Raw genomic sequence first — 22,695 nt, 5'->3', positions numbered from 1 at the left:
GGGCCGGGGGTGATCGGACACCCCGGAAAGCCTGGTAATGTTTACGTCGTCGCCGCGGGCAACGCCCCGCGCGGCAGACACCTTGTCCGGGTGGCGGAATGGCAGACGCGCTAGCTTGAGGTGCTAGTGCCCTTTATCGGGCGTGGGGGTTCAAGTCCCCCCTCGGACACATCGGACGTGAGGGCCGTGACCGCCGAGGTCACGGCCCTCACGCGTTGACCCACCGAGTTGCCGCGGAAGGGTGGCCATGACCACGCGTTCCTGCCCGTGCGGGCTGCCGGAGCCGTACGAGAAGTGCTGCGGCCGCTTCCTGGCCGGGACCGCGGCGGCGCCGACGGCCGAGGCGCTGATGCGGTCGCGCTACACCGCGTTCGTGAGGCTGGACGCGGCGTATCTGCTGCGCACCTGGCATCCGCGGACCCGGCCGGCCCGGCTGGACCTCGACCCGGGGACGCGCTGGGCCGGGCTGGAGGTCCTGGACACCACCGGCGGCTCCGCGTTCCACTCCACCGGCACGGTGACCTTCCGGGCCTCGTACCGGGGCGGGGCGCTGCACGAGCGGAGCCGGTTCGAGCGGGTGGACGGGGCGTGGGTGTACGTGGACGGGGAGTTCCTCGCCTGACCGCGTGACCGCGTGACCGCGTGAACTGCGCGACCGCCTGCCTACGGGGCGAGGATGTCCAGCTCGTGCAGGGCGCCGACGGTGATCTCGCGGGTGAGCCGCTCGGCGCGCTCGGCGTCGCGGGCGCGGACCGCCTCGGCGACGCGGACGTGCAGGGTGACGGCGGCCGGGTCGGGGTCCTCGAACATCACGTCGTGCTGGGTGCGGCCGGTCAGCACCTCGGCGACCACATCGCCGAGCCGGGCGAACATCTCGTTGCCCGAGGCGTTGAGGATGACGCGGTGGAAGGCCACGTCGTGGAAGAGGTACTGCTCCAGCCTGTGACCGCTGGAGTTGGCGACCATCCCCAGGGCGCACTCGGTCAGTTCGGCGCACTGCTCCCGGCTGGCGTTGCGCGCGGCGAGGCCGGCCGCGACCGGTTCCACCGCCGAGCGCAGCACGGTGAGCGAGCGGAGCTGGCGCGGCCGGTCGGCGCCGGCCAGCCGCCAGCGGATGACCTGGGGGTCGTAGACGTTCCAGGCGTGCTCGGGCAGGACGGTGACGCCCACCCGGCGGCGTGAGGCGACCAGGTGCATGGACTCCAGGACGCGGACGGCCTCGCGCATCACGGAGCGCGACACCTCGAAGCGCTGGGCGAGTTCGTCGGTGCGCAGCACGCTGCCGGCGGGGTACTCCCCCGCGGTGATCGCGGGGCCGAGGGTGTCCAGTACGCGGCCGTGCAGCCCCCTGCCCGGTGTGCTCATGCACTCAGCGTACGGGGCGGATCACGGCAAGAAAAAGTCAGACTTATATGTCACACCCTCTTGAATTCGTCGTACCTAATGCGTTTCAGTGGCGTCGACATCAGGTGTCGACGAAGACAGCAGACAGCGAGAGCACGATGCAGCAACCGCAGACCTCCCACGTCGTCGTGGTCATGGGCGTGGCGGGCACCGGGAAGACCACCATCGGTCCCCTGCTCGCGGCCCGGCTCGGCGTTCCCTACGCCGAGGGCGACGACTTCCACCCGCCGGCCAACATCGCCAAGATGTCGGCCGGCACGCCGCTCACCGACGAGGACCGGTGGCCCTGGCTGGACGCCATCGGCGCCTGGGCGCACGGGCGGGCGGGGCTCGGCGGGGTGGTCAGCAGCTCGGCGCTGAAGCGGTCCTACCGGGACCGGCTGCGGGCCGCCGCGCCCGGTCTCGTCTTCGTCCATCTCACCGGCAGCCGCGAGCTGATCGAGGACCGGATGTCCCACCGGCAGGGCCACTTCATGCCGACGGCCCTGCTGGACTCCCAGTTCGCCACGCTCCAACCGCTCCAGTCGGACGAGGCCGGTGTCGCGGTCGACGTATCCGGCACCCCGGAGGAGATCACCGAACGGGCCGCGCGCGCCCTGCGGACCCTCCCCGAGCCCGCGTAACCCCCGGTACGCGCTCCTCCCCCGCACCCCATCACCGCAAGGAAAATCACCGTGACCAGACTCAGCGTCGAGATGCTGGCAGCGGACACCGTCGAGCCGATCACCTCGGCCGGTCATGCCCGGTTGGGCATCGCCGTGCTGTTGGGCATCGCCGTCATCGTCCTGCTCATCACCAAGTTCAAGCTGCACGCCTTCCTGGCGCTGACCATCGGGTCACTGGCGCTCGGCGCGTTCGCCGGGGCACCCCTGGACAAGGTCATCACCAGCTTCACCGCCGGACTCGGCTCCACCGTGGCCGGCGTGGGCGTGCTGATCGCCCTGGGCGCGATCCTCGGCAAGATGCTCGCCGACTCCGGCGGCGCCGACCAGATCGTGGACACCATCCTCGGGCGGGCGAGCAAGCGCTCGATGCCCTGGACGATGGTGCTGATCGCCTCCGTGATCGGGCTGCCGCTGTTCTTCGAGGTCGGCATCGTGCTGCTGATCCCGGTGGTGCTGATGGTCGCCAAGCGCGGCAACTACTCCCTGATGCGCATCGGCATCCCGGCGCTGGCCGGTCTCTCCGTGATGCACGGCCTGGTGCCGCCGCACCCCGGTCCGCTGGTCGCGATCGACGCGCTGGGCGCCAACCTCGGTGTGACGCTGGCGCTCGGGGTGCTGGTCGCCGTCCCGACGGTGATCATCGCCGGTCCGGTGTTCTCCAAGTACGCCGCCCGCTGGGTGGACGTGCCCGCCCCGGACCGGATGATCCCGCAGCGCGCCTCCGAGGAGCTGGAGAAGCGTCCCGGCTTCGGCGCCACGCTGGCCACCATCCTGCTGCCGGTGGTCCTGATGCTGGCCAAGGCGCTGGTCGACATCATCGTGGACGACCCGGACGCCCTGGTGCAGCGCACCTTCGACGTCATCGGCAATCCGCTGATCGCCCTGCTGGCCGCCGTGATCGTGGGCATCTTCACGCTGCTGCGGCCCGCCGGGTTCGCCAAGGACCGCGTCTCGGGCCTGGTCGAGAAGGGGCTCGCCCCGATCGCGGGCATCCTGCTGATCGTCGGCGCGGGCGGCGGCTTCAAGCAGACGCTGATCGACTCCGGCGTGGGCCGGATGGTCCTGGAGATCTCCGAGGACTGGTCCATCCCGGCGCTGCTGCTCGCCTGGCTGATCGCGGTGGCGATCCGGCTGGCGACCGGTTCGGCGACGGTCGCGACGGTCTCGGCGGCCGGACTGGTGGCGCCGCTGGCCGCCGACATGTCGACGACGCACGCGGCCCTGCTGGTCCTGGCGGTCGGCGCCGGCTCGCTGTTCTTCAGCCATGTCAACGACGCCGGTTTCTGGCTGGTGAAGGAGTACTTCGGGCTGAACGTCGGCCAGACCGTCAAGACCTGGTCGGTGATGGAGACGATCATCTCGGTGGTCGCCGGGGCGCTGCCGGTGCCGCCGTCGCTGATCATTTGACGGGACTTCCCCCACAGGGCGCGCTTCCGGATGATGGGAGCGCGCCCTTTCCATGTCCGGGGGTGTTCACGACGGGGGGCGTCATGGGGGTTCGGCTCGGCACGCGGATCGCGGGGCTCTGCCTGGCCGGCACGGTGGCGGTGGTCGCGGCCTCCTGCGCCGGTGACGCCGGCGGGCCGCCGCCGGAGGTCGCGCTTCCCGGCGTCTCGCGCGGCGCGGCGGACGGCGGCCCGGCCGGCGCCCCGCGCCCCACGGTGACGGCGCCCCGGTCCGTCCCGTCCTGGCGGGCGGACGGCGGCTCCGGTCCCGTCGCCGCCCCGGAGCCGTCCGCCCCGGTCCGCGCTCCCGCCTCCTCCCCCCGCCGCGCCCCGGCCGTCCCGTCGTCCCCCGCGGCCGGTCCGGCACCGGGTGACAGCCCCCGGCCGCCGGCCGTCCCGGACTGGCTGCCGCCGGGCCCGGACTCGCCGGACACCGACGCGGTCCCCGACCCGGGGAGCGTGTACGACCGGCTGCGCGCCCCCGACCGGTGCGGCGAGGTCCGGGACACCCTCGCGCAGACGCCGCCGACCGGCGACTGGCGGGTGCTGCGCGGCCTGGCCGAGGGCTGCCTGGCCGTGCAGGGCCGGGGCGGCGACTGGGCGGCGGCGGCCCGGGAGCACGCGGCGCTGGCGGGACGGCTGGACACCTGCAAGGGCCGGGCCGCGTACGCGGTCCTGGACGGGCTGCTCCGCTTCCACCGGCGCCACCCGGGGGCCACCGCGCGGCCCGCCGCGCCCTCCGGTGGCGGGGCGGCGTGCGCGTACGGCATCACCGGGGCGGACGCGGGCGAGGACGGGACGGTGATGCCGGGCGAGGTGGTCCGCGTCCACCTGCGCGACGCCTACTTCGACCCCGCCGAGCTGCTGCGCGACGGCAGCGTGTCCGTCGGCGGGGTGCCCGTGCCGGGCCGGCCGGTCGCCGCGGCCGGGTCCGGTGACCGGCTGACCCTCTCCGTCCTGGTCCCGCCGCTGCCGGCGGACCCGGCCACGCCGGTCGACGTGCGGGTCCGCCTCGGGGCGGTGGAGGCGGTGCTGGAGGGGGCGTTCCGGGTCGTGGGGGGCGGTGCGGGTGGCGGAAATGGCGGAGGTAGCGGGAGTGGCGAGGGTGGCGGGGGTGGCTCGCCGCGGCCGGCGCCGGGCACGTCCTGAGCCGCTCCGGGCGAAGCGGGCGACTCCCCGCGGCTTCCCCCGGGCCGCGCCCCCGGTCACTCCCGGTCGGCGGACGCGGCGTTGTCCAGGCGGAACGCCTCGTTGCCCAGGCCGATACGGGCGTGCCGTTCCGGGGCGCGGGCGCGCAGTACCAGGCCCTGGACCAGGCCGGCGACGATGGCGAGGCCGATGACGCCGGGCAGGAGCCGGCTCAGCGCGGAGCCGGGGCCGGCGCCGACGAGGACGTCGAAGTCCTTGACCGTGTAACCGGCGATCACCAGCAGGGCGAGGCCCGCCAGGGCGGACGCCGCCAGCCGGGCGCCCTGCGCGCGTCCGGCGCCCCGGCGGACGAAGAAGGCGACGACCGAGAACGAGGCCGCCGCCATCAGCACGATCACGCCCAGCGCGCCGATGTTGCCGCCCCAGGTGAACAGGTGCAGGACCGGTTCGGTCGGATCGCCGGTCGGGTGGTCGTCGGCGATCGCGAAGCCGATGACGACCAGCGCGGACACGGCCGTCTGGAGCACCGAGCCGGTGCCCGGGGCGCCGCTGCTGCCGCTGGTCCGCCCGAACGCGGCGGGCAGCAGTCCCTCGCGGCCCATGGCGAAGGCGTACCGGGCGACGACGTTGTGGAAGCTGAGCAGCGCCGCGAACATGCCGGTCACGAAGAGCACGTGCAGGACGTCGGTGAAGGTGCCGCCCAGCCGTGACTCGGTGAGGGAGAACAGCAGCCCGGCGCTCTGCTCGCGGGCGGCGCCGACGATGTGCGCGGGCCCGGTGGCGACGGTCAGCGCCCAACTGCTGAGCGCGAAGAACACGGCCACGCCGCCCACCGCGAGGAACATCACGCGCGGCACCAGGACGTGCGGGCGGCTGGTCTCCTCGGCGTACACGGGCGCCTGTTCGAAGCCGAGGAAGGCGGCGATGCAGAAGCACAGGGCGGTGCCGACGCCCGCGCCGGTCAGGGTGTCGGGGTTGAACGCGTGCAGGGACAGGCCCTGGGGGCCGGGGTCGGTGACGGCGGCGAGGTCGAAGACGACGACGAGGGCGACCTCGATCAGCAGCAGGACGCCCAGCACGCGCGCGTTGACGTCGATCTTCAGCCAGCCCAGCGCGCCGACGGCCAGCACGGCCGCCAGGGCCGGTATCCACCAGGCGATCTCCAGGTCGGCGTAGGTGGCCAGGAGGCCGGAGACCTCGAAGCCGAAGATGCCGTAGATGCCGACCTGGAGGGCGTTGTAGGCGACCAGCGCGACCAGGGCGGCGCCGGCGCCGGCGGTGCCGCCGAGACCGCGGGAGATGTACGCGTAGAAGGCGCCCGCGTTGTGCACGTGCCGGCTCATCTCGGCGTACCCGACGCTGAACAGGACCAGCACCACGCCCAGGACGACGAAGAGCAGCGGCTGTCCGACGATGCCCATCACCGCGTACGTGGTGGGCATGACCCCGGCGACCACCATCAGGGGGGCGGTCGCGGCGAGGACGGAGAGCAGCAGGCCGCCGGTGCCCAGGCGGTCGGCGCGCAGTGCCCGCTCCTGCCCCTTGAAGGTGCTGATGCCGTCGGGCGCGGACGTGGTCGCGCGCGAACTGTCCGTGGTCATCCAGGACCGTCCTTCTCTCGGTGGTTGCGTCGGACTGCGGTGGCCGTGCGGTGTGCCGTGCGGTGGCCGTGCGGTGGCGGTACGGGGGGCCGCGCGGGTGGGTCAGCCCGTGCCGAGGGCGGCGGCTCGGGCGGCGCGGAAGGCGGAGCGCGGGTCGCGGTCGGGGTAGGACCACGGGGCCGGTGTGACGTGGTCGCCGATGCGGTGGAACAGGGCGGCGGCCTCGGCGCCCCGCCGGCCGCAGGACTTGGCGTGGGCCAGGAAGTTGAGGTCGATCAGGCGGCGCGGGTGGCCGTCCTGCTCCCACTCCAGCCACCAGTCGAACGCCGCCTTCATCACCTGCCGGGCGCGGCGGCCGGACCAGTGGCCCGAGGCGCCCGGGTCGGCGGGTTCGTGCCCGGCGGCGGCCAGCACGCGGTAGCGCTCGGCGTGCGCGACGACCGGCAGCACGGCCAGCGGGGAGTCGGCGGGGGCCTGTTCGGCGGCCCAGTTGGCGAAGTCGTACACCTCGTGCAGCGGGTCGGCGCCGGCGTCGGCGCGGCGTTCGGCGAGGCGGGCGACCATCAGATGGTGGGCGTGGTGGTGGTCGGCGTAGCGGCCGCGCACCTCCTCGAAGGCGCGGACGAGGTCCGCGTCGGTTCCCCGTGCACGCTCCAGCATGAGGACGCCGAGCCAGGGGGTGGGGTCGGCCGGGAGCAGCCGGGCGGCCTCCCGGCAGGCGGTCCGGGCGCGGTCCGGGTCCTCCTTGCCGGCCAGGGCCCGGCGTACCCGGGACAGGGCGAGCAGCACGGTGGCGTCGGGCGAGTCGGGTTCGACGAGCAGCCACTCGCGGGTCCAGGCGGCGCAGTAGGACTCCCGGGCGAGGACGGTGACGCGGTGGCCCCGGCGGTCCCAGTCGTCGCCGGTGTGGGCGAGGAGGGAGCGGGCGGACTGCCATCTGCCCTGCGCGAGCGCGGCGCGGGCGGCGGCGAGTTCCGCGTCGTCCAGGGCCTCGTCGAAGGGCTGGGCCGCGGGTCTGCGGCCGCGGCCGAGGGGAGGCGGGGGTGGGGACACCGCGGGGACTTCCTCACGCGACGCGGGGTGTCGGTTGCCTGGGCTGGGTTTGGGCTAGGTCTGGTTTTTTGGGGCGTGTGTTGCGGGTTGCCATGGGCTGGTCACGGACAGCAAAGCGGCAGCCAAGGGTTGGCGTCAAGGGCGAGGAGGGCGTTACACGCGTCAACTCATGGTGTTTTTGCGGTAGTTGAGGATTGGAGTTCTGGTGCTGCTTGGATGGTGTCCATGAGTGCTGCGAGTGCCGCTGACGAGATCCTTGACGTCGTCGACGAACACGACCGGGTGGTCGGGCAGGCGCCACGGGGTGAGGTGTACGCCCGGGGGCTGCGCCACCGGTGTGTGTTCGTGCAGGTCCGGGACGCGCGGGGGCGGATCTTCGTGCACCGGCGGACGGCGGGGAAGCTGGTGTTCCCGTCCCTGTACGACATGTTCGTCGGCGGGGTGGTGGGGGCGGGCGAGTCCTACGACGACGCGGCGCTGCGGGAGGCGGAGGAGGAGCTGGGGGTGTCGGGGCTGGGGCGGCCCCGGTTCCTGTTCAAGTTCCTGTACGACGGCGGGGGCGGGCGCACCTGGTGGTCGGCGGTGTACGAGGCGCGGTGGGAGGGGGCGGTGCGGCCGCAGGTGGAGGAGGTGGCGTGGTTCGACTTCCTGACGGAGGAGGAGGTGGGGCGGCGGCTTGGGGAGTGGGAGTGGGTGCCGGATGGGGTGGCGGCGTATGAGCGGTTGCGGGGGTATGCGGGGTGAGGTGATCGCGGGTCGTTGCGTGGTCCGGCGTCGGTGCTGGGGGGTGGGTCGCGCGGCCCGGCGCTGGCGGGGTGCCGCCGCGCCCACCCGTGCCGCCCTAGGCGGCACGAATGCCCGCGGTTGGGCGGCGGCCCCGCGGTTGGGCGGGGTGGGCGGGGGCGGCGGCCCCGCGGTTGGGTGAGGTGGGTGGGGGCGGGCGTCCCGCCGTTGGGTTGCGGGTGGGGTGGGGCCGGTGGGTCGTTAGAGTCGGGGGGTGAGTGAGTTTGTGCGGGGTGTGCGGTTGTGGTTCGTGCCGGAGGAGGTGCGGCGGGAGGGGGAGACGCCGGACTACCGGTTCTCGCTGGCGAACGAGCGGACGTTCCTCGCCTGGCTGCGGACCGCGCTGGCGTTGATCGGCGGGGGGTTCGCCGTCGACCAGTTCCTGCCCGACCTGCGCGGCGCCTGGCGGATCGGGATCGCGCTGGCGCTGCTCGGCGCGGGCGTGCTGTGTGCGCTGCGGGCCGTGAACCACTGGGTGCGCTGCGAGCGGGCCATGCGGCGCGGCGAGGACCTCCCCGTCTCCCGCTTCCCCGCCCTGCTCGGGGTGGTCGTCGCCGTGCTGGCCGTCGCCATGGTCGTCGTGGTCCTCGTCGGGTGGAAGGGGTGACCGGCGGCCCCCTCACCCCGCGCACCGCCGACCGTGACCCCGGGCTCCAGCCCGAGCGCACCCGGCTCGCCTGGCGCCGTACCACCCTCGCGGGGGCCGTCGCCGCCGTGCTCGCCGCGAAGGCCGCCCTGCACGGGCCCGGCGCCTCGGCGGTCACCGCCGCCGCCGGCGCCCTGTGCTGCGTCCTGTGGCTGGCCGCCCTGCGCCTCGCCCACCGCAGGGTCCGCGTCCTCGCGGCCACCGGCCGCCCGCCCGCGCTCACTCCCCCGCACGCCGCCGCCGTCGCCCTGTGCACCGTGGCGACGGCCGTGTGCGGCATGGTGCTGGTGCTGGCCTGATGCGGCTCCCGCCGCCCGGTGATCACCGTGGCACCGATCACGTTCCGCCGCCCCCCTGGACGCCATACCGACCGGTCGGCATCATGAGGCGGGTACTGTTCACCTGCCCGTAGGAGCGACGATGAGCCCCGACCACCCGCCCGGACTCGATCTCGACCGGCTGCGCGGCCTGCTCGACCGGGAGCGGCCCGGCCTGGTGAACGGGCCGCTGTCCGGCCGGCTGATCGAGGGCGGACGGTCGAACCTCACGTACGCGGTCACGGACGGCGTCTCGCGGTGGGTGGTGCGGCGTCCGCCGCTCGGCCACGTCCTGGCCACCGCGCACGACATGCGGCGCGAGCACCGGGTGATCAGCGCGCTGCGGCCGACCGCCGTGCCGGTACCCGGGACCGTACTGCTGTGCGAGGACGAGGAGGTGCTCGGCGCCCCGTTCTACGTGATGGACTTCGTCGAGGGCACCCCGTACCGCACCGCCGGCCAGCTCCGCCCGCTGGGCCCGGAGCGGACCCGGGACGCGGTGCTGAACCTGGTCGACACCCTCGTCGAGCTGCACGCCGTGGACCCTGCCGGGGTGGGCCTGGAGGACTTCGGGCGGCCGGCGGGCTTCCTGGACCGCCAGTTGCGCCGCTGGGGCAAGCAGCTCGACGCCTCCCGCAACCGCGAGCTGCCCGGCATCGACGAGCTGCACGCCACCCTCGGCCGGGAGCTGCCCGACTCCTCCGCCCCCGCCGTCGTGCACGGCGACTACCGGATGGACAACGTCCTGATCGGCGAGGACGACCGGATCAAGGCGGTCCTCGACTGGGAGATGTCCACCCTCGGCGATCCGCTGACCGATCTGGGGCTGCTGGTGATGTACAGCCGGCCGCTGGGGATGCCGGACTCCCCCGTCTCCACCACCGCCGAGGCGCCGGGGCACCCGGGCCCCGCCGAGCTGATCGAGCGGTACGCCGCCCGCTCGGGGCGGGACGTCTCCGCGGTCTCCTGGTACACGGCGTTCGCCTTCTTCAAGCTGGCCGTGATCCTGGAGGGCATCCACTACCGCTACACGCTGGGCCAGACGGTCGGCCGCGGCTTCGACCGCATCGGCGAGCTGGTCCCCGTCTTCATCGAGCACGGCCTGACCACCCTTCAGGAGGGCTGACCGCCATGGACTTCGCGTTCGACGCACGCACCGAGGAACTGCGCGCCCGGCTCTCGGCCTTCATGGACGAGTACGTCTACCCGGCCGAGCCGGTCGCCCACGAGCAGCGGGCCCGGCTCGCCTCCCCGTGGCAGGAGCCGCCGGTCGTGGCGGAGCTGAAGGCGGAGGCCAAGCGGCAGGGCCTGTGGAACCTGTTCCTGCCCGACGCCGAGTACGGCGCCGGCCTCACCAACCTCCAATACGCGCCGCTCGCCGAGATCATGGGCCGCTCCCCGCAGTTGGCGCCGACGGCGACGAACTGCGCGGCGCCCGACACCGGCAACATGGAGGTGCTCGCCCAGTTCGGCGACGAGACACAGAAGAAGCAGTGGCTCCAGCCGCTGCTCGCGGGCGAGATCCGCTCGGCGTTCGCGATGACCGAACCGGAGGTGGCCTCCTCCGACGCCACCAACATCACCACGCGCATCGAGCGCGACGGCGACGAGTACGTGATCACCGGCCGCAAGTGGTACATCTCCGGGGCGATGCACCCGGACTGCGCCGTCTTCATCGTGATGGGCAAGACCGACCCGGACGGCGCGGACATCCGCCGCCAGCAGTCGATGGTGCTGGTCCCGCGCGACACCCCGGGCGTCACGATCGAACGCGCGATGCAGGTGTTCGGGTACGAGGACCACTACCACGGCGGCCACGCGGAGGTCGTCTTCGACCACGCGCGCGTGCCGGTGGCGAACCTGGTCGGCGAGGAGGGCGGCGGCTTCGCCATCGCGCAGGCCCGGCTGGGCCCCGGCCGGATCCACCACTGCATGCGGCTGATCGGCATGGCGGAGCGGGCGATCGAGCTGATGTGCCGACGGGCGGCGTCCCGGACCGCGTTCGGCAAGGCGCTGGCCCAGCAGGGCGTGGTGCAGAACTGGATCGCCGACGCCCGGGTCGCGGTCGAGCAACTGCGGCTGCTGGTGCTGAAGACCGCCTGGATGATGGACACCGTCGGCAACCGGGGCGCCCACACCGAGATCCAGGCCATCAAGATCGCCACGCCCCGCACGGTCGTCGGCATCCTGGACCGGGCGATCCAGTTGCACGGCGCGGGCGGGGTCAGCCAGGACTTCCCGCTGGCCGAGCTGTACGCCGGGGCGCGCACCCTGATGCTGGCCGACGGGCCGGACGAGGTGCACCAGCGCTCGCTGGCCCGCCGGGAGCTGAAGAAGTACCTCTGAGCCCGCTCAGGGCCGCAGCGCCCGCAGCAGGAGGTCGGCGAGGTGGTCGGCGACCTCCTGCTTGCTGAGCGGGCCGTCGGGGCGGTACCAGGTGGACAGGTGGTGGATGGAGCCGAAGTGGTAGTCCACCACCAGGTCGGCCGGGGTCTCCTTGGTGAAGACGCCGGTGCGCTGGCCCTCCTCGATCAGCGCCCGGAACCGCTCGTGGTAGCGCCGCCGCTCGGCGCGCACCTGGCGGTTCTTGTCCGGGCTGAGGTGGTGCATGGAGCGGAAGAAGATCGACGCGTCGTCGAGGTTCTCGATGGTGGTGACGACGACGTCGGCCGCCGCGTCCCGCAGCCGCTTCTCCACCGGCTCGTCGGCGTCCGCGAAGGCGTCCAGGCGTTCCTGCTGGACGCGCAGCACGCGCGCGTACACCTCGTGCAGCAGGTCGTCCTTGGAGCCGAAGTAGTGGTAGAGCGCGCCCTTGGTGACGCCCGCCGCCTCGACGATCTCCTGCACCGAGGTGCGGTCGTAGCCCCGCTCGGCGAAGAGCCGGGTGGCGGCGGCCAGGAGCCGCTGCGGTACCGGGGTGCCGTCCCCGTCCGTCGTTCTGGGCACTGCCGCCACCTGCCTTTCGTGAACTGTCAGTCGTGGTCCGCGCGGGAGCGCAGTTCCCGCCGGAGGATCTTCCCACTCGCGGTCTTCGGCAGCTCGGGCAGGATCTCCACCTGGCGCGGATACTTGTACGCCGCCAGTCTCTCCTCGCAGTACGCGGCGAGGTCGTCCGGGTCCGCGGCGACGCCCGGCCGCAGGCTGATGTACGCCTTGACGGTCTCTCCGCGGTACCCGTCGGGCACCCCGACGACGGCCGCCTCGCGGACCGCCGGGTGGGTGTAGAGCACGTCCTCGACCTCGCGCGGCCAGACCTTGAAGCCGGACGCGTTGATCATGTCCTTCTTGCGGTCGACGACGTACAGCCAGCCGTGTTCGTCCATGAAGCCGATGTCGCCGGTGCGCAGTTCGCCGCCGGGGAAGGTCTCGGCGGTGGCGTCGGGGCGGCGCCAGTAGCCGGGGACCACCTGGGGGCCGCTGACGACGATCTCGCCCGGTTCCCCGAAGGGCACCTCGGCGCCCCGGTCGTCGACGATCCGCACGACCGTCTCCGGTCCCGGCACGCCCACCGCGAGGGTCCCGGAGGCCGGGTCGACGGGCGCCTCCAGGTGGGGCGGGACGGAGGCGCAGGGGGCGGTGCACTCGGTGAGGCCGTAGCCGTTGCGGATGTACGGGCCGAAGCCGGCGCGGAACTTCTCCACCAGGGCGGGCGGCAGCGGGGCGCCGCCGGAGGAGAGCACCGTGAAGGACGCGAAGTGCTCCCGGGTGGCGGCCGGGTGGGCGGCCAGCGCCATGAAGGCGGTGGACGGGCCGACCGTGTAGTGCGGCCGGTGCTCGGCGAACGCGTCCAGGACGACGCCCGCCTCGAAGCGGTACGCCAGGACGAGCGTGCCGGCGCTGTTCAGACAGGCGCCGAACTGGCAGACCATGCCGGTGATGTGGAACAGCGGGGCCAGCGCGAAGTAGACCGGCGCCGCGGGCAGTGCGAGGCCGGTGCGCTGCCGCTCGGCGTTGTACATGATGTTGCGGTGGGTGTTGGTGGCGCCCTTGGGGGTGCCGCTGGTGCCCGAGGTGTAGCTGATCAGCGCGATGCCGTCGGGCTCCGGGTCGCGGCCCCCGGGGGCGCGGTGCCCGGCGCGGGCCGCCTCGGTGAGGTCGTCGGCGTCGGTGACGCGCAGCCTCTCGAAGGAGAGCACGCGCGCGTCCTGGCGGGTCTGGAAGTCCAGCTCGCAGGCGGTGAGCGCGATCCGCACCGGAGAGTCGGCCGCCGTCTCGCGCAGATACGCCTCCCAGGCCCGGTCGGAGCAGATCAGCGCGGCCACCTCGCCGTCCCGCAGGACGTGCCCGACCTCGCCGGCCTTGTACATCGGGTTGACCGGCACCACCACCGCCCCCGCCTTCCAGGCGCCGAGCACGGCGAGCACGAAGTGCGGGGAGTTCTGCAGCGCGACCGCCACCCGGTCGCCGGGCCGCAGTCCCCGGGCGGCGAGGTGCCCGGCGACGGAGTCGCTCAGCTCGTCCGTCTCGCGGTAGGTCAGGCGGCCGTCGAAGTAGGCCAGGAAGACCCGGTCGGGGGCCTCGGCGGCGGCCCGGCGCAGGGCGTGCACCAGGGACGCCTCGGGGTGCAGCGGCGCCTTCTGGGCGTCGGTGAGCAGCTTCAGCCAGGGCTTGGCGGCGTACCGGGAGGCGGTGGCGCTCATCGGGCGGTCGCCTCCTCCCACTGCCGCTGGAGGCGGTTCATGCCGCGCAGCCAGCGGTCGGGCTCGGTGGCGCGGGCCCGGTAGTACTCGGCGACCTCGGGGTGCGGCAGGATCAGGAAGCGGTCCTCCTCGATGCCCTTGAACAGGGCGTCGGCCACGTCGTCCGGTTCGATGGCGGTCGGGGCGAGGACGAGTTCGCCGGCGCTGCCGCTGGCGGTGAGCATGTCGGTGCGCACGCCCTGCGGGCAGATGGCGTGCACCTTGACGCCGCGGTGGCGGTAGGTCAGCGACAGCCACTCGGCGAAGGCGTAGGCGCCGTGCTTGGTGACGCTGTAGGGGGCGGCGCCGATCATGGTGAGCAGGCCGGCCGCCGAGACGGTGGAGACGAAGCGGCCGGCGCCGCGCTCCAGCCAGTCCGGGAGCAGTGCGTGGGCCGCGCGGACGTGCGCCATGACGTTGACGTCCCAGGCGAGCGCCCAGACCGCCTCGTCGGCCGCCTCGGTGCCGCCGGAGCCGACGCCCGCGTTGGCGCAGTACACGTCGACCCGGCCGCCGAGCGCGTCGCGGGCGTCGGCGACGATCGCCGAGGCGTCGCCCGGGACCGCGACGCCGCCGATCTCGCCGGCCACCGCCTCGGCCTTCGCCGGGTCGAGGTCGTTGACCACGACCCGGGCGCCCGCGGCGGCGAAGCGGCGGGCGAGCGCGGCGCCGATGCCGCCTCCCGCCCCGGTCACCACGACTGCGGCATCCTGCACGGCTTCCACCATCGGTCTCCTTCGACACGGTGCGACACGGCGTGACACGGCGCGGCCCGGACTCCGCGTCGGCGTGCGGACGGTCCGGCGCGGCCCGGCCCGGCGACCGCCAGACTAACCAGTCGGTATGTTCGGCGGAAGGGGTCGCCCGCGGTTCGCCTCGTTCCGCCGGGGCCGTCCGGGCGCTAGCGTGCGTGGGCATGTCAGCCGCTGCGACCACGGAGGTCACCGCCATGACGCTGTCCAGACGGACCCTGCTCGCCGGCCCGGCCGCGGTGGCGGCCACCGGCGGCGCCGCCGAGGCGGCCCCCGCGCACGGCGGCGGGCGCACACTGCGCACCGGCTTCGAACGGCTCGCGGCCGGCGGCTACGCGCTCCTGGACGGGCAGCGGGTCGGCGTCGTCACCAACCCGACCGGCGTCACCCGGGACGTACGCCACATCGTGGACGTGATGCACGCCGACGACCGGGTGGAGCTGACCGCCGTCTTCGGCCCCGAGCACGGCTTCCGGGGCACCGCGCAGGCGGGCGGCTCCGAGGGCCGCTACGACGACCCGGCGACCGGCCTGCCCGTGTACGACACGTACCTCAAGAGCGGGCAGCCTCTCGCCGACGTGTTCACCGCCTCGGGCGTGGACACCGTCGTCTTCGACATCCAGGACGTCGGCGCGCGCTTCTACACGTACATCTGGACGCTGTACGACTGCATGGCGGCCGCGAAGCTGGCGGGCAAGCGGTTCGTGGTGCTGGACCGGCCGAACCCGGTGACCGGGCGGGCGGCGCTGGGGCCGGTGCTGCACCGGGAGTTCGCGACCTTCGTGGGGCGGGAGCCGATCGCCCAGGCGCACGGCATGACCGTCGCAGAGCTGGCGGAGCTGTTCAACGGCGAGTTCCTGACCGCGCCGGTGGAGCTGGAGACGGTGCTCATGACGGGCTGGCGGCGCTCGGAGTTCTACGACGCCTGGGGGCTGCCCTGGGTGCCGCCGAGTCCGAACATGCCGACGCCGGACACCGCCCTGGTGTACTCCGGCACCTGTCTGTTCGAGGGCACCAACCTCTCCGAGGGGCGCGGCACCACCCGTCCCTTCGAACTGCTCGGCGCGGAGGGCGTCGACGGGGCGTGGGCCGCCGCCGCGAACGCGCTGGACCTGCCCGGGGTGCGGTTCCGGGAGGCGTACTTCGCGCCGAGCTTCTCCAAGTTCCAGGGAAAGACGGTCGGGGGCGTGCAGCTCCATGTGCACGACCGGGCCGCGTTCGACCCGGTGCGCACCGGGATCGGGCTGCTGGTGACCGCCCGGCGGGTCTGGGCGGGCTTCGCCTGGCGGCCGGACCTGTGGATCGACAAGCTGACCGGCTCCACCCGGGTGCGCACGATGATCGACGCGGGCGCGGACACCGACGAGGTGACGGGCGCCTGGCGTCAGGAGCTGGCGGCCTTCCGCCGGGTGCGCGGGCGGTACCTGCTGTACCGGTGACGTCCGGCGGCCGTGACGTATGGCCGGCTCGGCCCCGGCGCGGGACGATACGGGCTGAGCCCCCGCCCCGGGGCACGAGGGAGCCCGTCATGGCCGGTCCGCGGATGAGCGTGTCGCCCTACTGGGAGCTGGTTTTCGACGCCGACGGGGACACCGACGCCGGGCGGCGGGACCGGCTGCTCGCCGGGGCGGCGGAGCGCGGGGTGCGCGACCTGATCGTCGTCGCGCACGGCTGGAACAACGACCGCTCGTTCGCCACCGGCCTCTACAGCCGCTTCCTCGCCCCGGTGCCCGCGCTGGCACCGGCCGCCCGGATCGGGTACGCGGGCGTGCTCTGGCCGTCGATGCGGTTCACCGACGAGCCGATCCCCGACTTCCCGCGCACGGCCGCGCCGCAACCGGACCCGGGCCCCGGGCTGTCCGAGGAGACCCGGCGGGCCCTGTCGGCGGTGTTCCCGGGCCGGGCGGCCGTCGTCGGGCAGCTCGCCCGGCTGCTCGGACGGCGGCCTGCCGAGGAGAGCGCACTGGAGGAGTTCCGGGCGCTGGTGCGGCTGCTGGCGGAGCCGGTGCCGCCCGGGCCGCGGGAGCCGTCCGCGACGGACACCCCGGGCGAGGGCGAGCCATGGATGTTCTCCGCCCCGGCGGCTCGGGTCTGCGCGGAGTTCGCCGAGGCGGCCGGTCACGGGCGGCCGCCCGGCCCGGCGACCGCCGCCCCGCCGCTGCCCGGCCTGTGGGACGGGGCCCTCGAACTGGTGCGGCAGGCGACGTACTACGCGATGAAGCGCCGCGCGGGCACCGTCGGGGAACGCGGGCTCGGCCGGGTGCTCGGGGAACTGGCCGCGGCGGCACCCGGCGTACGGGTGCACCTGGTGGGGCACAGCTTCGGCGCCCGCCTGGTGTCGTTCGCGCTGCGCGGGCTGCCCGAGGGCGTGCGCGCGGTGAAGTCCGTGACCCTGCTCCAGGGGGCGTTCTCGCACTACGCGTTCGCCCCGCGCCTGCCGTACGACGCCCGCGCGGGAGGCGTCCTGCACGGCCGGCCGCGGCGGGTCGACGGGCCCCTGGTGTGCTGCTGGTCGCGGCACGACGGGGCACTGGGCACGCTGTACCCGCTCGCCTCCCGGGTGGCCGGGGACGACCGGTCGGTGGACCTACCGGACATCGGCCGGACGCTGCGCGAGCGGTGGGGCGCGATGGGCTACGACGGGCTGCGCTCGGTGCCCGGCACGCGCGCGTGCACGCTCGCCGGGGCCCTGCGCGGCGCGCTGCCCGCGGCGGGCTGCGTCAACGTGGACGCCTCGGCGGTGGTCCGGCGCGGCCGGCCGCCGTCCGGGGCGCACAGCGACATCCTGCACACGGAGCTGGCCGCACTGGTGCTGGCGGCGGGGCGGATCGGCTGACCGCCCCGCCACCCGCCGGCCTCACCGGTGCGAGGTGAACTCCACGACCTGCTGGTAGGTCGGCCGGTTCTGCCAACTGATCGGGCCGTGCTTGATGCCGCCCAGGGTGCGGTGCACGATCGCGTCGGCGCACCACTGGTCGCCCGCGGCGCAGGTGTCGTCGCCGGGGTAGACCTGCGCGGGCGTCTTCGCCGCCGCCTCCTTCAGGGTGGCGAGCAGCGCGTCCCGGCAGGCCCCGAGGTCGCCGCCGCCGCAGTAGGTGCGGGCCAGCGGGCCCTGGACGGGCTCGCCGAGCACCGCCCGTACGTCCTTGTCGACATAGCTCCACCAGCCGTACTGGAAGGCGCTGCCGGCGTGCGCGCCGGTCGCGCCGTGCCCGGCGGACGGGGACTCGTCGACGGACAGGTTGCGGGTGAAGGCGGTGTAGAGGTCGTCGCCGAGGCCCGGGGCGAACTGGGCCCGCACCAGCAGCGGCCACCAGGCGTCCATCGTCCGGATCGCGTCGGCGTGGGCGTACTTCTTCGAGCCCGCCGAGGTCTCGGCGCGCTTGCCGCCCGCCGTGAGCCAGGCCCGCAGCCGGTCGACGGCCGCCTTGGCGGCGGTGTCGGTCACCGGCACGGAGTCGATCACCTTGAGCAGCTTGGGCAGCACGTCCTCCGCGCGGAGGTCGGCCAGCCCCGCGTCGGCCATCGCCCGGACCAGCGCGGCCCGGGTCACCCCGCCCGCGGCGACCAGCGCGCGCACCCGGTCGTCGAGCAGGTCGCCGCGGTGCACGGAGCCGTTGCCCCAGGAGGCCGCCGAGTAGTTTGCGGCCACCTTGTTGTTCCAGGAGACGTAGTAGTCCTGGTCGGTGGAGCGGGGGTGCGCGGACGGGGGCGTGTACCGGGCGGTGTTGGCCGCCGGGTCCCAGTCCCGCCACTCCCGCTCGGGCCGCGCCCAGACGGGGAAGTCGGGGTCGACGCCGTCGGCCCGCACCGGGTTGTCGCCGCTGTTGTAGTACGCGGTGTGCTCGGCGTTGGCGTAGAACCAGTTGAAGGTGTAGTTGATGTGCTCGGTCGCCCGCTGGAAGTCCCCGGGGCCCTTGACGTAGTCCGGGTCGTTCAGCATCTGGAAGCCGATGATCGAGTCGGCCTCGTGCAGGAACGAGGAGCGCAGCGAGGTGTAGGCGACCTTCTTGCCGCCGACGGTGGCCCGGTACTCCACCGGCCCGTACTTCGTGCGCCAGACCCGCATCGTGTAGGACCCGGCGGCGGTGCCGTCGGCGACGGTGGGCTTCCAGGAGTTCTTCCGCTCGATCTTCTCCATCGGCGTGCAGGTGCCGCGGTACAGGTAGTGGTAGTCGTCCTGGCACAACTCGACGGCGTAGGTGTCGATGATGTCCTGCCCGGAGGTGGTCGCGCTCCAGGCGTAGTCCTGGCCGCGGCCCAGTTCGACGTACATGCTCAGACCCGCGAAGGAGGCGCCGCGGGCGCTGATGCCGGGGCCCTGGATCTCCTGGAGCATCAGCAATTGCGGGGCGAAGTACCCGGTCTGCGGGCCGAAGACGGCGACGGGGTGGCCGCTCGCGGTGTGCGCGCCGCTGACCACCAGGGCGTTGGACATCCCGCGCCGGGCCGAGCCGAGCGCCGCCCGCGCCGCGGCCCGGTCGGCGGTGCCGGCCGCCGCGCCGCCCGTACGGTCGTACAGCAGCGGTTCCGCCGTCACCGAGCCGGCGTCGGGCAGCGCGCGGCCCTGCGGGTCCGCGGGCCGGGGCAGGTACGGGAAGCTGCCGTCGCGGACGGTGCGCACGGCCTCGGGGTCGTCGCGCTGGCGGAAGGACTCCCAGACCTCGGTGCCCTCGCGTACGCCGTACTTCTGCTGGGCGGCCAGCAGCGACAGGGCGTTGTCCACCTCGCCCCCGCCGCCGGAGCCGAACAGGGCGCCGATCACCGAGGCCAGCGCGACCAGGTCGGTGGGCTTGAAGTGCTCGATGGTGCCGGCGTTGGTGATCGCGTCCTTGTGGCCGGTCAGGACGTACTCGCCGGGGAAGTAGCGGCCCTTGTCGGAGGCGTCGATGTAGGCGTTGATCCCGGCGAGGTAGGCGTCGACGTCGGCGAGGGCCAGCTTGCCGCGCTCGCCGGCCCGGGCGGCGGCGCTGTCGATCTGCGCCTGGAGTTCGGCCTCGGTGTAGGGGGCGGTGCGCCAGAACTGCTGTTCAAGTCCCTGGTTGGCGGGGGCGCCGCCGGCGAACGGCGTCAACTGGCCGCGTCCGACGTGCCGGAAGAGGTCCATCAGCCACAGCCGGTCCTGGGCGGCGGCGTACCCGGCGCCGAACTCGGTGCCGTAGCGGGTGGTGCCGGTGATGTGCGGGACGCCGGTCCTCTTGTCCCGGACGATCGTCACGTCGGTGCGGCCGGCCGGGCGGGTGGTGGAGGCGACCTGGTCGGCGGGGACACCGAATGAGGCGTCATTGAAGAAGCTGTTGATCTTGTCATCGGTCAGCGAGGGGTGGCCGGCGGCGAGGTTCGCGTAGGGCCCGAGCTGATCCTCGGCGTGCGCCGGCTGGGTGCCGAACGCCTGGTTGAGCAGGATTTCGGCGAGGGTGGCGTTGCCGTTCTGGCCGGGCGGCAGGATGTCGGAACACCGCCCCCCGCAGTGGTCGTTCGCGGCGGTCGCGGCGGTGTCCTGTTTTGTGCCCGGGGTCGTGTCCGCCGCCCATGCCGGGGAAAGCGGTGACAAAAGACCGGCAATGAGGACGCATATGGACGCGGACTTCAGGAACCCGTGGATTCCGCGGGGAGTTCTCAGTCTGTCGAGGGCGTTGCGTGGGGTGCGCCGTGGCATGGCGGCTCCTCCCGACGGGGATGGGCCGGGACGTTACCGCCGGTATCCCCGGGAGTGAAGATGAACATGCGTCACTTTTCAGATCAGGTACAGGGGATACACAGGTCACGGAGACCGACTCACGCGGCACCCGGAAGGGCCAGCGGCAGTTGCCGGACAGCGGAGGGATCCGATCCGGGTGCCGGTACGTCTATTCGGCGACGTCCGTACGACGGCCGTACGAAGGCCGGGCGGCGGCGCCGAAGTGACCGGAAAACAGGTGCAGGTGTGACGGAGGTGCAGGGCGATGGCCGGTTTCCGGAGTCTGGCGAGACAAGTCCGCGATCCACGCTGCGACCTGGCGCTGCGGCGCTACTCGCTGCGCAAGTGCCTTGAGCGGTTCGCCCCTTACGGGCACAGGGCGACCTGGGACCATCTGTGCTCGCGGTGGGGTTTCGGGCCCGAGGACAGGTCCCCCGACCCGGCGCGGCTGGTGGCCGCGCTGGACGAGCTGGAAGAGGCGCGCAAGGTGTGGCTCGCCTATGAGGTGGAGTTCGCCGCGCGCCGCAGGAAGGAGAAGCACGACGGGCTGCGCAGGCCCGGCTACGTGGACGACTGGCACCGCCTGACCTGGGGCGGTTTCGGCGTGGCATGGTGCGACGACCCGCGGCTGCACCCCCGTGAGCCGCTGGCCGAGGTGCTGCGCCGGCTGATCGCCGCGCTGGAGCGCGAGCCGGGCGAGGTCTGCCCGGTGTGCGCGGGCGAGCAGTTGACCTGGCGGTACGACCTCGATCACGAGCCGTCCGAGGGTCCGGTCTGCACGGACTGCGGCATCCTGGTGCCGTGCCCCGTGCTCACCCAGGAGGCCCTGACCATGGCCCGGCGCGAACGCCTGCTGGTACCGGCGTGACGACGAGCCCGCGCGGCCACGGGGCGGCGTGCGGCGCGCCGGTTCGGTCCCGGGGTGCGCGAGGGCGTGCCGGGGCGGCTATGAGCCACGGTGACGGCGAGCCGACGCGGAGGTGTGCCGACGTGCCCACGAACCGGCATGACCACGAGCCGGTGTGACGACGGGTGCGGACGACGGGGGACGCCGTCCGGTCCCGCCGTGGGCCTCCCCACGTCCACGGCGGGCAGGACCAGAGTCTTGGCCAAAGCATCCCGTTCGACGGCGGTCAGGCCGGTGACCGGACGGCCCGCCACCCGGACCTCGCCGGCGCTCGGCGCGAGGGTCCCGGCGACCAGGCGGGTCAGCGTCGACTTGCCGATGCCGCTCGGGCCGACCACGGCGAGGTGCTCGCCGGGCGCGATCCGCAGGTCGAGGGAGTCCAGGACGGGTTCGGCCCCGACTCCGTACGCCAGGGTCACGTTCCGCAGTTCGACGGCGAGGGGGGCGGCGGGTCCCGTCCCGCTGTGGTCCACGGCCGGGAGGGCAGGTGAACCGGCCGAGGGCGCGGTGGGGGTCGGCGCCTTCAGGTCGGCGGGCGTCGCGGCATCGCCGGGCCCCGTGATGCGGTCCAGGACGATCAGCAGGCGGGCGCCCGCCGCGCCGAGGGCGGTCATGAGAGTGTGCAGGGCGGGCAGCAGCGACTGGACGAGGTAGGTGAACGCGCCCAGCAGCGCGCCCGCCGTGACGCCCCGGTCGCGCAGCCAGGGCACGGCCAGCAGCAGGGCGAGCACCGGGAGCTGGCCGGAGACGCCGAGCGCGGCGGTGCGTACGGCGGCCCAGCGGGCCAGCGTCCGGGACGCGGCGGCGGCGCCGGCCACCAGGTTTGCGCCGTGCCGCGCCGCCTCGGGTCCGGTCGCGCAGGCGGTGAGGTCGCGCAGGGCGGCGCGGGTGCAGGCGGCGTGGTCGCCCAGTTCCTCGTCGGCGGCCAGCGCGCGCCGCTGGGCCGCCGCCATCCGCCGCAGGGTCGCCAGGAACAGTGCCAGCCCCGCCGTCAGCGGCGGCAGCACCACCACCAACAGCGCGGGGTGCAGGGACAGCAGTCCGAGCAGGGCGCCGGCGGCGGTGAAGACGAACGAACGCAGGGTGAGGACGAGTCCGGCGAAGCTGTCCCGGGCGATCTCCACCTGGTTCGTCAGCCGGGAGACCGCCGCCCGGTCGGTGCCGCCGGGGCCGTGCAGGGCCTGGTCCAGGGACCGGTCGACCGCGCGGCGCACGAGCCCGTCGCGGAGCGGTTCGGTGAGTCCGGCCAGTTCGGCGAAGACGCCCCGGATCACCGGCGCGCCGAGCAGGACGGCCGCCGCGGCGACGCCGAGCCAGAGCAGCCCCCGGCGGGTGTCCCCGGCGAGGAAGCCCTGGTCGACGGAGTGGGCGACGCCGTAGCCGACCACGAAGGTCTGGCCCGCCTCGGCCAGCGACCACAGGCCGAGCCGGGCCAGCACGCCCTTGCGGCCGGCCAGGAAGCGGCGGGCGCGCGGCGCGATCCGGCGCAGCGCCCCCGCCCCGGGGCCCGGGGGCGGCGTCATGCCCGTACTCCGGCGGGCGAGGGGTCGCGGTCGTCTCGTGCGAACGGCCCGCCGGGCGACGGGTCACCGCCCGGCGGACCGAGGAAGGGCG

20 protein-coding genes and 1 tRNA gene are annotated in these 22,695 nt (G+C 74.0%); 13 read left to right on the top strand and 8 right to left on the bottom strand.

Annotated features, from left to right (window positions below; genetic code table 11):
* Positions 1-84: 84 nt before the first annotated feature.
* Positions 85-169 (top strand) — tRNA-Leu (locus IE316_RS22640).
* Positions 170-247: 78 nt separating this feature from the next.
* Positions 248-622: a YchJ family protein gene (locus tag IE316_RS22635; protein WP_190206275.1), complete on the top strand. Its 375-nt coding sequence runs from the start codon at positions 248-250 to the stop codon at positions 620-622.
* A gap of 41 nt (positions 623-663) precedes the next feature.
* Here IE316_RS22635 and IE316_RS22630 read toward each other — a convergent pair whose 3' ends face one another.
* Complete coding sequence (locus IE316_RS22630; protein WP_190206274.1) at positions 664-1,365, bottom strand: FadR/GntR family transcriptional regulator; 702 nt, start codon at positions 1,363-1,365, stop codon at positions 664-666.
* A gap of 137 nt (positions 1,366-1,502) precedes the next feature.
* On the opposite strand from IE316_RS22630, the gene IE316_RS22625 reads away from it, so the two are divergent.
* The 3 genes from IE316_RS22625 (at position 1,503) to IE316_RS22615 (ending at position 4,663) form a co-directional block, all read left to right on the top strand.
* Positions 1,503-2,027, top strand: coding sequence for a gluconokinase (locus IE316_RS22625; RefSeq protein ID WP_190206273.1), 525 nt, complete (start codon positions 1,503-1,505; stop codon positions 2,025-2,027).
* A gap of 51 nt (positions 2,028-2,078) precedes the next feature.
* Positions 2,079-3,476, top strand: coding sequence for a GntP family permease (locus tag IE316_RS22620; protein WP_190206272.1), 1,398 nt, complete (start codon positions 2,079-2,081; stop codon positions 3,474-3,476).
* A gap of 83 nt (positions 3,477-3,559) precedes the next feature.
* Positions 3,560-4,663 carry a hypothetical protein gene (locus tag IE316_RS22615; RefSeq protein ID WP_190206271.1) on the top strand — a complete coding sequence of 368 codons (1,104 nt, stop codon included), beginning with the start codon at positions 3,560-3,562 and terminating at the stop codon, positions 4,661-4,663.
* 56 nt (positions 4,664-4,719) lie between these two features.
* Here the strand turns inward: IE316_RS22615 and IE316_RS22610 are convergent, their stop codons facing one another.
* Both IE316_RS22610 and IE316_RS22605 read right to left on the bottom strand, forming a co-directional pair.
* Complete coding sequence (locus IE316_RS22610) at positions 4,720-6,264, bottom strand: APC family permease (protein ID WP_190206270.1); 1,545 nt, start codon at positions 6,262-6,264, stop codon at positions 4,720-4,722.
* A gap of 102 nt (positions 6,265-6,366) precedes the next feature.
* Entirely contained in the window at positions 6,367-7,317 is a 951-nt protein-coding gene (locus tag IE316_RS22605; protein ID WP_190206269.1) for a tetratricopeptide repeat protein, read from the bottom strand.
* A 225-nt stretch (positions 7,318-7,542) separates the two neighbouring features.
* Here IE316_RS22605 and IE316_RS22600 point away from each other — a divergent pair, with 225 nt between their 5' ends.
* The 5 genes from IE316_RS22600 (at position 7,543) to IE316_RS22580 (ending at position 11,409) form a co-directional block, all read left to right on the top strand.
* Positions 7,543-8,061, top strand: a complete 519-nt coding sequence (locus IE316_RS22600; RefSeq protein WP_190206268.1) for an NUDIX hydrolase — start codon at positions 7,543-7,545, stop codon at positions 8,059-8,061.
* A 253-nt stretch (positions 8,062-8,314) separates the two neighbouring features.
* Positions 8,315-8,707 (top strand): YidH family protein, encoded by a 393-nt coding sequence (locus IE316_RS22595; protein ID WP_190206267.1) that lies wholly within the window; start codon positions 8,315-8,317, stop codon positions 8,705-8,707.
* Positions 8,704-9,045, top strand: a complete 342-nt coding sequence (locus IE316_RS22590; RefSeq protein WP_190206266.1) for a DUF202 domain-containing protein — start codon at positions 8,704-8,706, stop codon at positions 9,043-9,045. The genes IE316_RS22595 and IE316_RS22590 overlap by 4 nt, the downstream gene beginning before the upstream one ends.
* A gap of 121 nt (positions 9,046-9,166) precedes the next feature.
* Positions 9,167-10,189, top strand: a complete 1,023-nt coding sequence (locus IE316_RS22585; RefSeq protein ID WP_190206265.1) for a phosphotransferase family protein — start codon at positions 9,167-9,169, stop codon at positions 10,187-10,189.
* A gap of 5 nt (positions 10,190-10,194) precedes the next feature.
* The gene (locus tag IE316_RS22580; protein ID WP_190206264.1) at positions 10,195-11,409 is read left to right on the top strand and encodes an acyl-CoA dehydrogenase family protein; all 1,215 of its coding nucleotides are present in this window, start codon (positions 10,195-10,197) and stop codon (positions 11,407-11,409) included.
* A gap of 6 nt (positions 11,410-11,415) precedes the next feature.
* Here IE316_RS22580 and IE316_RS22575 read toward each other — a convergent pair whose 3' ends face one another.
* Genes IE316_RS22575 through IE316_RS22565 form a run of 3 tightly spaced genes read right to left on the bottom strand, consistent with a single transcriptional unit; the run spans position 11,416 to position 14,470 of the window.
* The gene (locus tag IE316_RS22575; RefSeq protein ID WP_190206263.1) at positions 11,416-12,009 is read right to left on the bottom strand and encodes a TetR/AcrR family transcriptional regulator; all 594 of its coding nucleotides are present in this window, start codon (positions 12,007-12,009) and stop codon (positions 11,416-11,418) included.
* A gap of 26 nt (positions 12,010-12,035) precedes the next feature.
* The gene (locus tag IE316_RS22570; RefSeq protein WP_190206262.1) at positions 12,036-13,703 is read right to left on the bottom strand and encodes a class I adenylate-forming enzyme family protein; all 1,668 of its coding nucleotides are present in this window, start codon (positions 13,701-13,703) and stop codon (positions 12,036-12,038) included.
* Positions 13,700-14,470: an SDR family oxidoreductase gene (locus tag IE316_RS22565; RefSeq protein ID WP_190206261.1), complete on the bottom strand. Its 771-nt coding sequence runs from the start codon at positions 14,468-14,470 to the stop codon at positions 13,700-13,702. Before IE316_RS22565 ends, IE316_RS22570 begins: the two co-directional genes overlap by 4 nt.
* A gap of 221 nt (positions 14,471-14,691) precedes the next feature.
* On the opposite strand from IE316_RS22565, the gene IE316_RS22560 reads away from it, so the two are divergent.
* On the top strand, positions 14,692-15,933 hold the full coding sequence (locus IE316_RS22560) for an exo-beta-N-acetylmuramidase NamZ family protein (protein WP_190206522.1): 1,242 nt from the start codon (positions 14,692-14,694) through the stop codon (positions 15,931-15,933).
* 89 nt (positions 15,934-16,022) lie between these two features.
* Entirely contained in the window at positions 16,023-17,330 is a 1,308-nt protein-coding gene (locus IE316_RS22555) for a serine-threonine protein kinase (protein WP_190206260.1), read from the top strand.
* Between the two features lie 21 nt (positions 17,331-17,351).
* Here IE316_RS22555 and IE316_RS22550 read toward each other — a convergent pair whose 3' ends face one another.
* Complete coding sequence (locus IE316_RS22550; protein ID WP_190206259.1) at positions 17,352-20,153, bottom strand: penicillin acylase family protein; 2,802 nt, start codon at positions 20,151-20,153, stop codon at positions 17,352-17,354.
* A gap of 286 nt (positions 20,154-20,439) precedes the next feature.
* Between IE316_RS22550 and IE316_RS22545 the strand changes: the two genes are divergently transcribed.
* Positions 20,440-21,042 carry a hypothetical protein gene (locus IE316_RS22545; protein ID WP_190206258.1) on the top strand — a complete coding sequence of 201 codons (603 nt, stop codon included), beginning with the start codon at positions 20,440-20,442 and terminating at the stop codon, positions 21,040-21,042.
* On the opposite strand, the gene IE316_RS22540 is transcribed toward IE316_RS22545, so the two are convergent.
* Entirely contained in the window at positions 20,925-22,604 is a 1,680-nt protein-coding gene (locus IE316_RS22540) for an ATP-binding cassette domain-containing protein (protein WP_229910521.1), read from the bottom strand. The genes IE316_RS22545 and IE316_RS22540 overlap by 118 nt on opposite strands.
* Between the last annotated feature and the right edge of the window lie 91 nt (positions 22,605-22,695).

Origin of the sequence: Streptomyces fumanus (assembly GCF_014655295.1) — a bacterium.
In the GTDB taxonomy this organism is placed as follows: domain Bacteria; phylum Actinomycetota; class Actinomycetes; order Streptomycetales; family Streptomycetaceae; genus Streptomyces; species Streptomyces fumanus.
Note: the sequence above shows the minus strand (reverse complement) of the source record. Positions and strands in the feature narration are given on the sequence as shown.

Excerpts from the sequence above, each read along its gene's own strand:
- IE316_RS22540 (WP_229910521.1), bottom strand. The coding sequence starts at position 22,604 with ATGACGCCGCCCCCGGGCCCCGGGGCGGGGGCGCTGCGCCGGATCGCG.
- IE316_RS22555 (WP_190206260.1), top strand. The coding sequence starts at position 16,023 with ATGGCCGGTCCGCGGATGAGCGTGTCGCCCTACTGGGAGCTGGTTTTC.
- IE316_RS22550 (WP_190206259.1), bottom strand. The coding sequence starts at position 20,153 with ATGCCACGGCGCACCCCACGCAACGCCCTCGACAGACTGAGAACTCCC.
- IE316_RS22615 (WP_190206271.1), top strand. The coding sequence starts at position 3,560 with ATGGGGGTTCGGCTCGGCACGCGGATCGCGGGGCTCTGCCTGGCCGGC.
- IE316_RS22545 (WP_190206258.1), top strand. The coding sequence starts at position 20,440 with ATGGCCGGTTTCCGGAGTCTGGCGAGACAAGTCCGCGATCCACGCTGC.
- IE316_RS22560 (WP_190206522.1), top strand. The coding sequence starts at position 14,692 with ATGACGCTGTCCAGACGGACCCTGCTCGCCGGCCCGGCCGCGGTGGCG.
- IE316_RS22585 (WP_190206265.1), top strand. The coding sequence starts at position 9,167 with ATGAGCCCCGACCACCCGCCCGGACTCGATCTCGACCGGCTGCGCGGC.
- IE316_RS22570 (WP_190206262.1), bottom strand. The coding sequence starts at position 13,703 with ATGAGCGCCACCGCCTCCCGGTACGCCGCCAAGCCCTGGCTGAAGCTG.
- IE316_RS22580 (WP_190206264.1), top strand. The coding sequence starts at position 10,195 with ATGGACTTCGCGTTCGACGCACGCACCGAGGAACTGCGCGCCCGGCTC.
- IE316_RS22630 (WP_190206274.1), bottom strand. The coding sequence starts at position 1,365 with ATGAGCACACCGGGCAGGGGGCTGCACGGCCGCGTACTGGACACCCTC.
- IE316_RS22610 (WP_190206270.1), bottom strand. The coding sequence starts at position 6,264 with ATGACCACGGACAGTTCGCGCGCGACCACGTCCGCGCCCGACGGCATC.
- IE316_RS22565 (WP_190206261.1), bottom strand. The coding sequence starts at position 14,470 with ATGGTGGAAGCCGTGCAGGATGCCGCAGTCGTGGTGACCGGGGCGGGA.
- IE316_RS22635 (WP_190206275.1), top strand. The coding sequence starts at position 248 with ATGACCACGCGTTCCTGCCCGTGCGGGCTGCCGGAGCCGTACGAGAAG.
- IE316_RS22625 (WP_190206273.1), top strand. The coding sequence starts at position 1,503 with ATGCAGCAACCGCAGACCTCCCACGTCGTCGTGGTCATGGGCGTGGCG.
- IE316_RS22600 (WP_190206268.1), top strand. The coding sequence starts at position 7,543 with ATGAGTGCTGCGAGTGCCGCTGACGAGATCCTTGACGTCGTCGACGAA.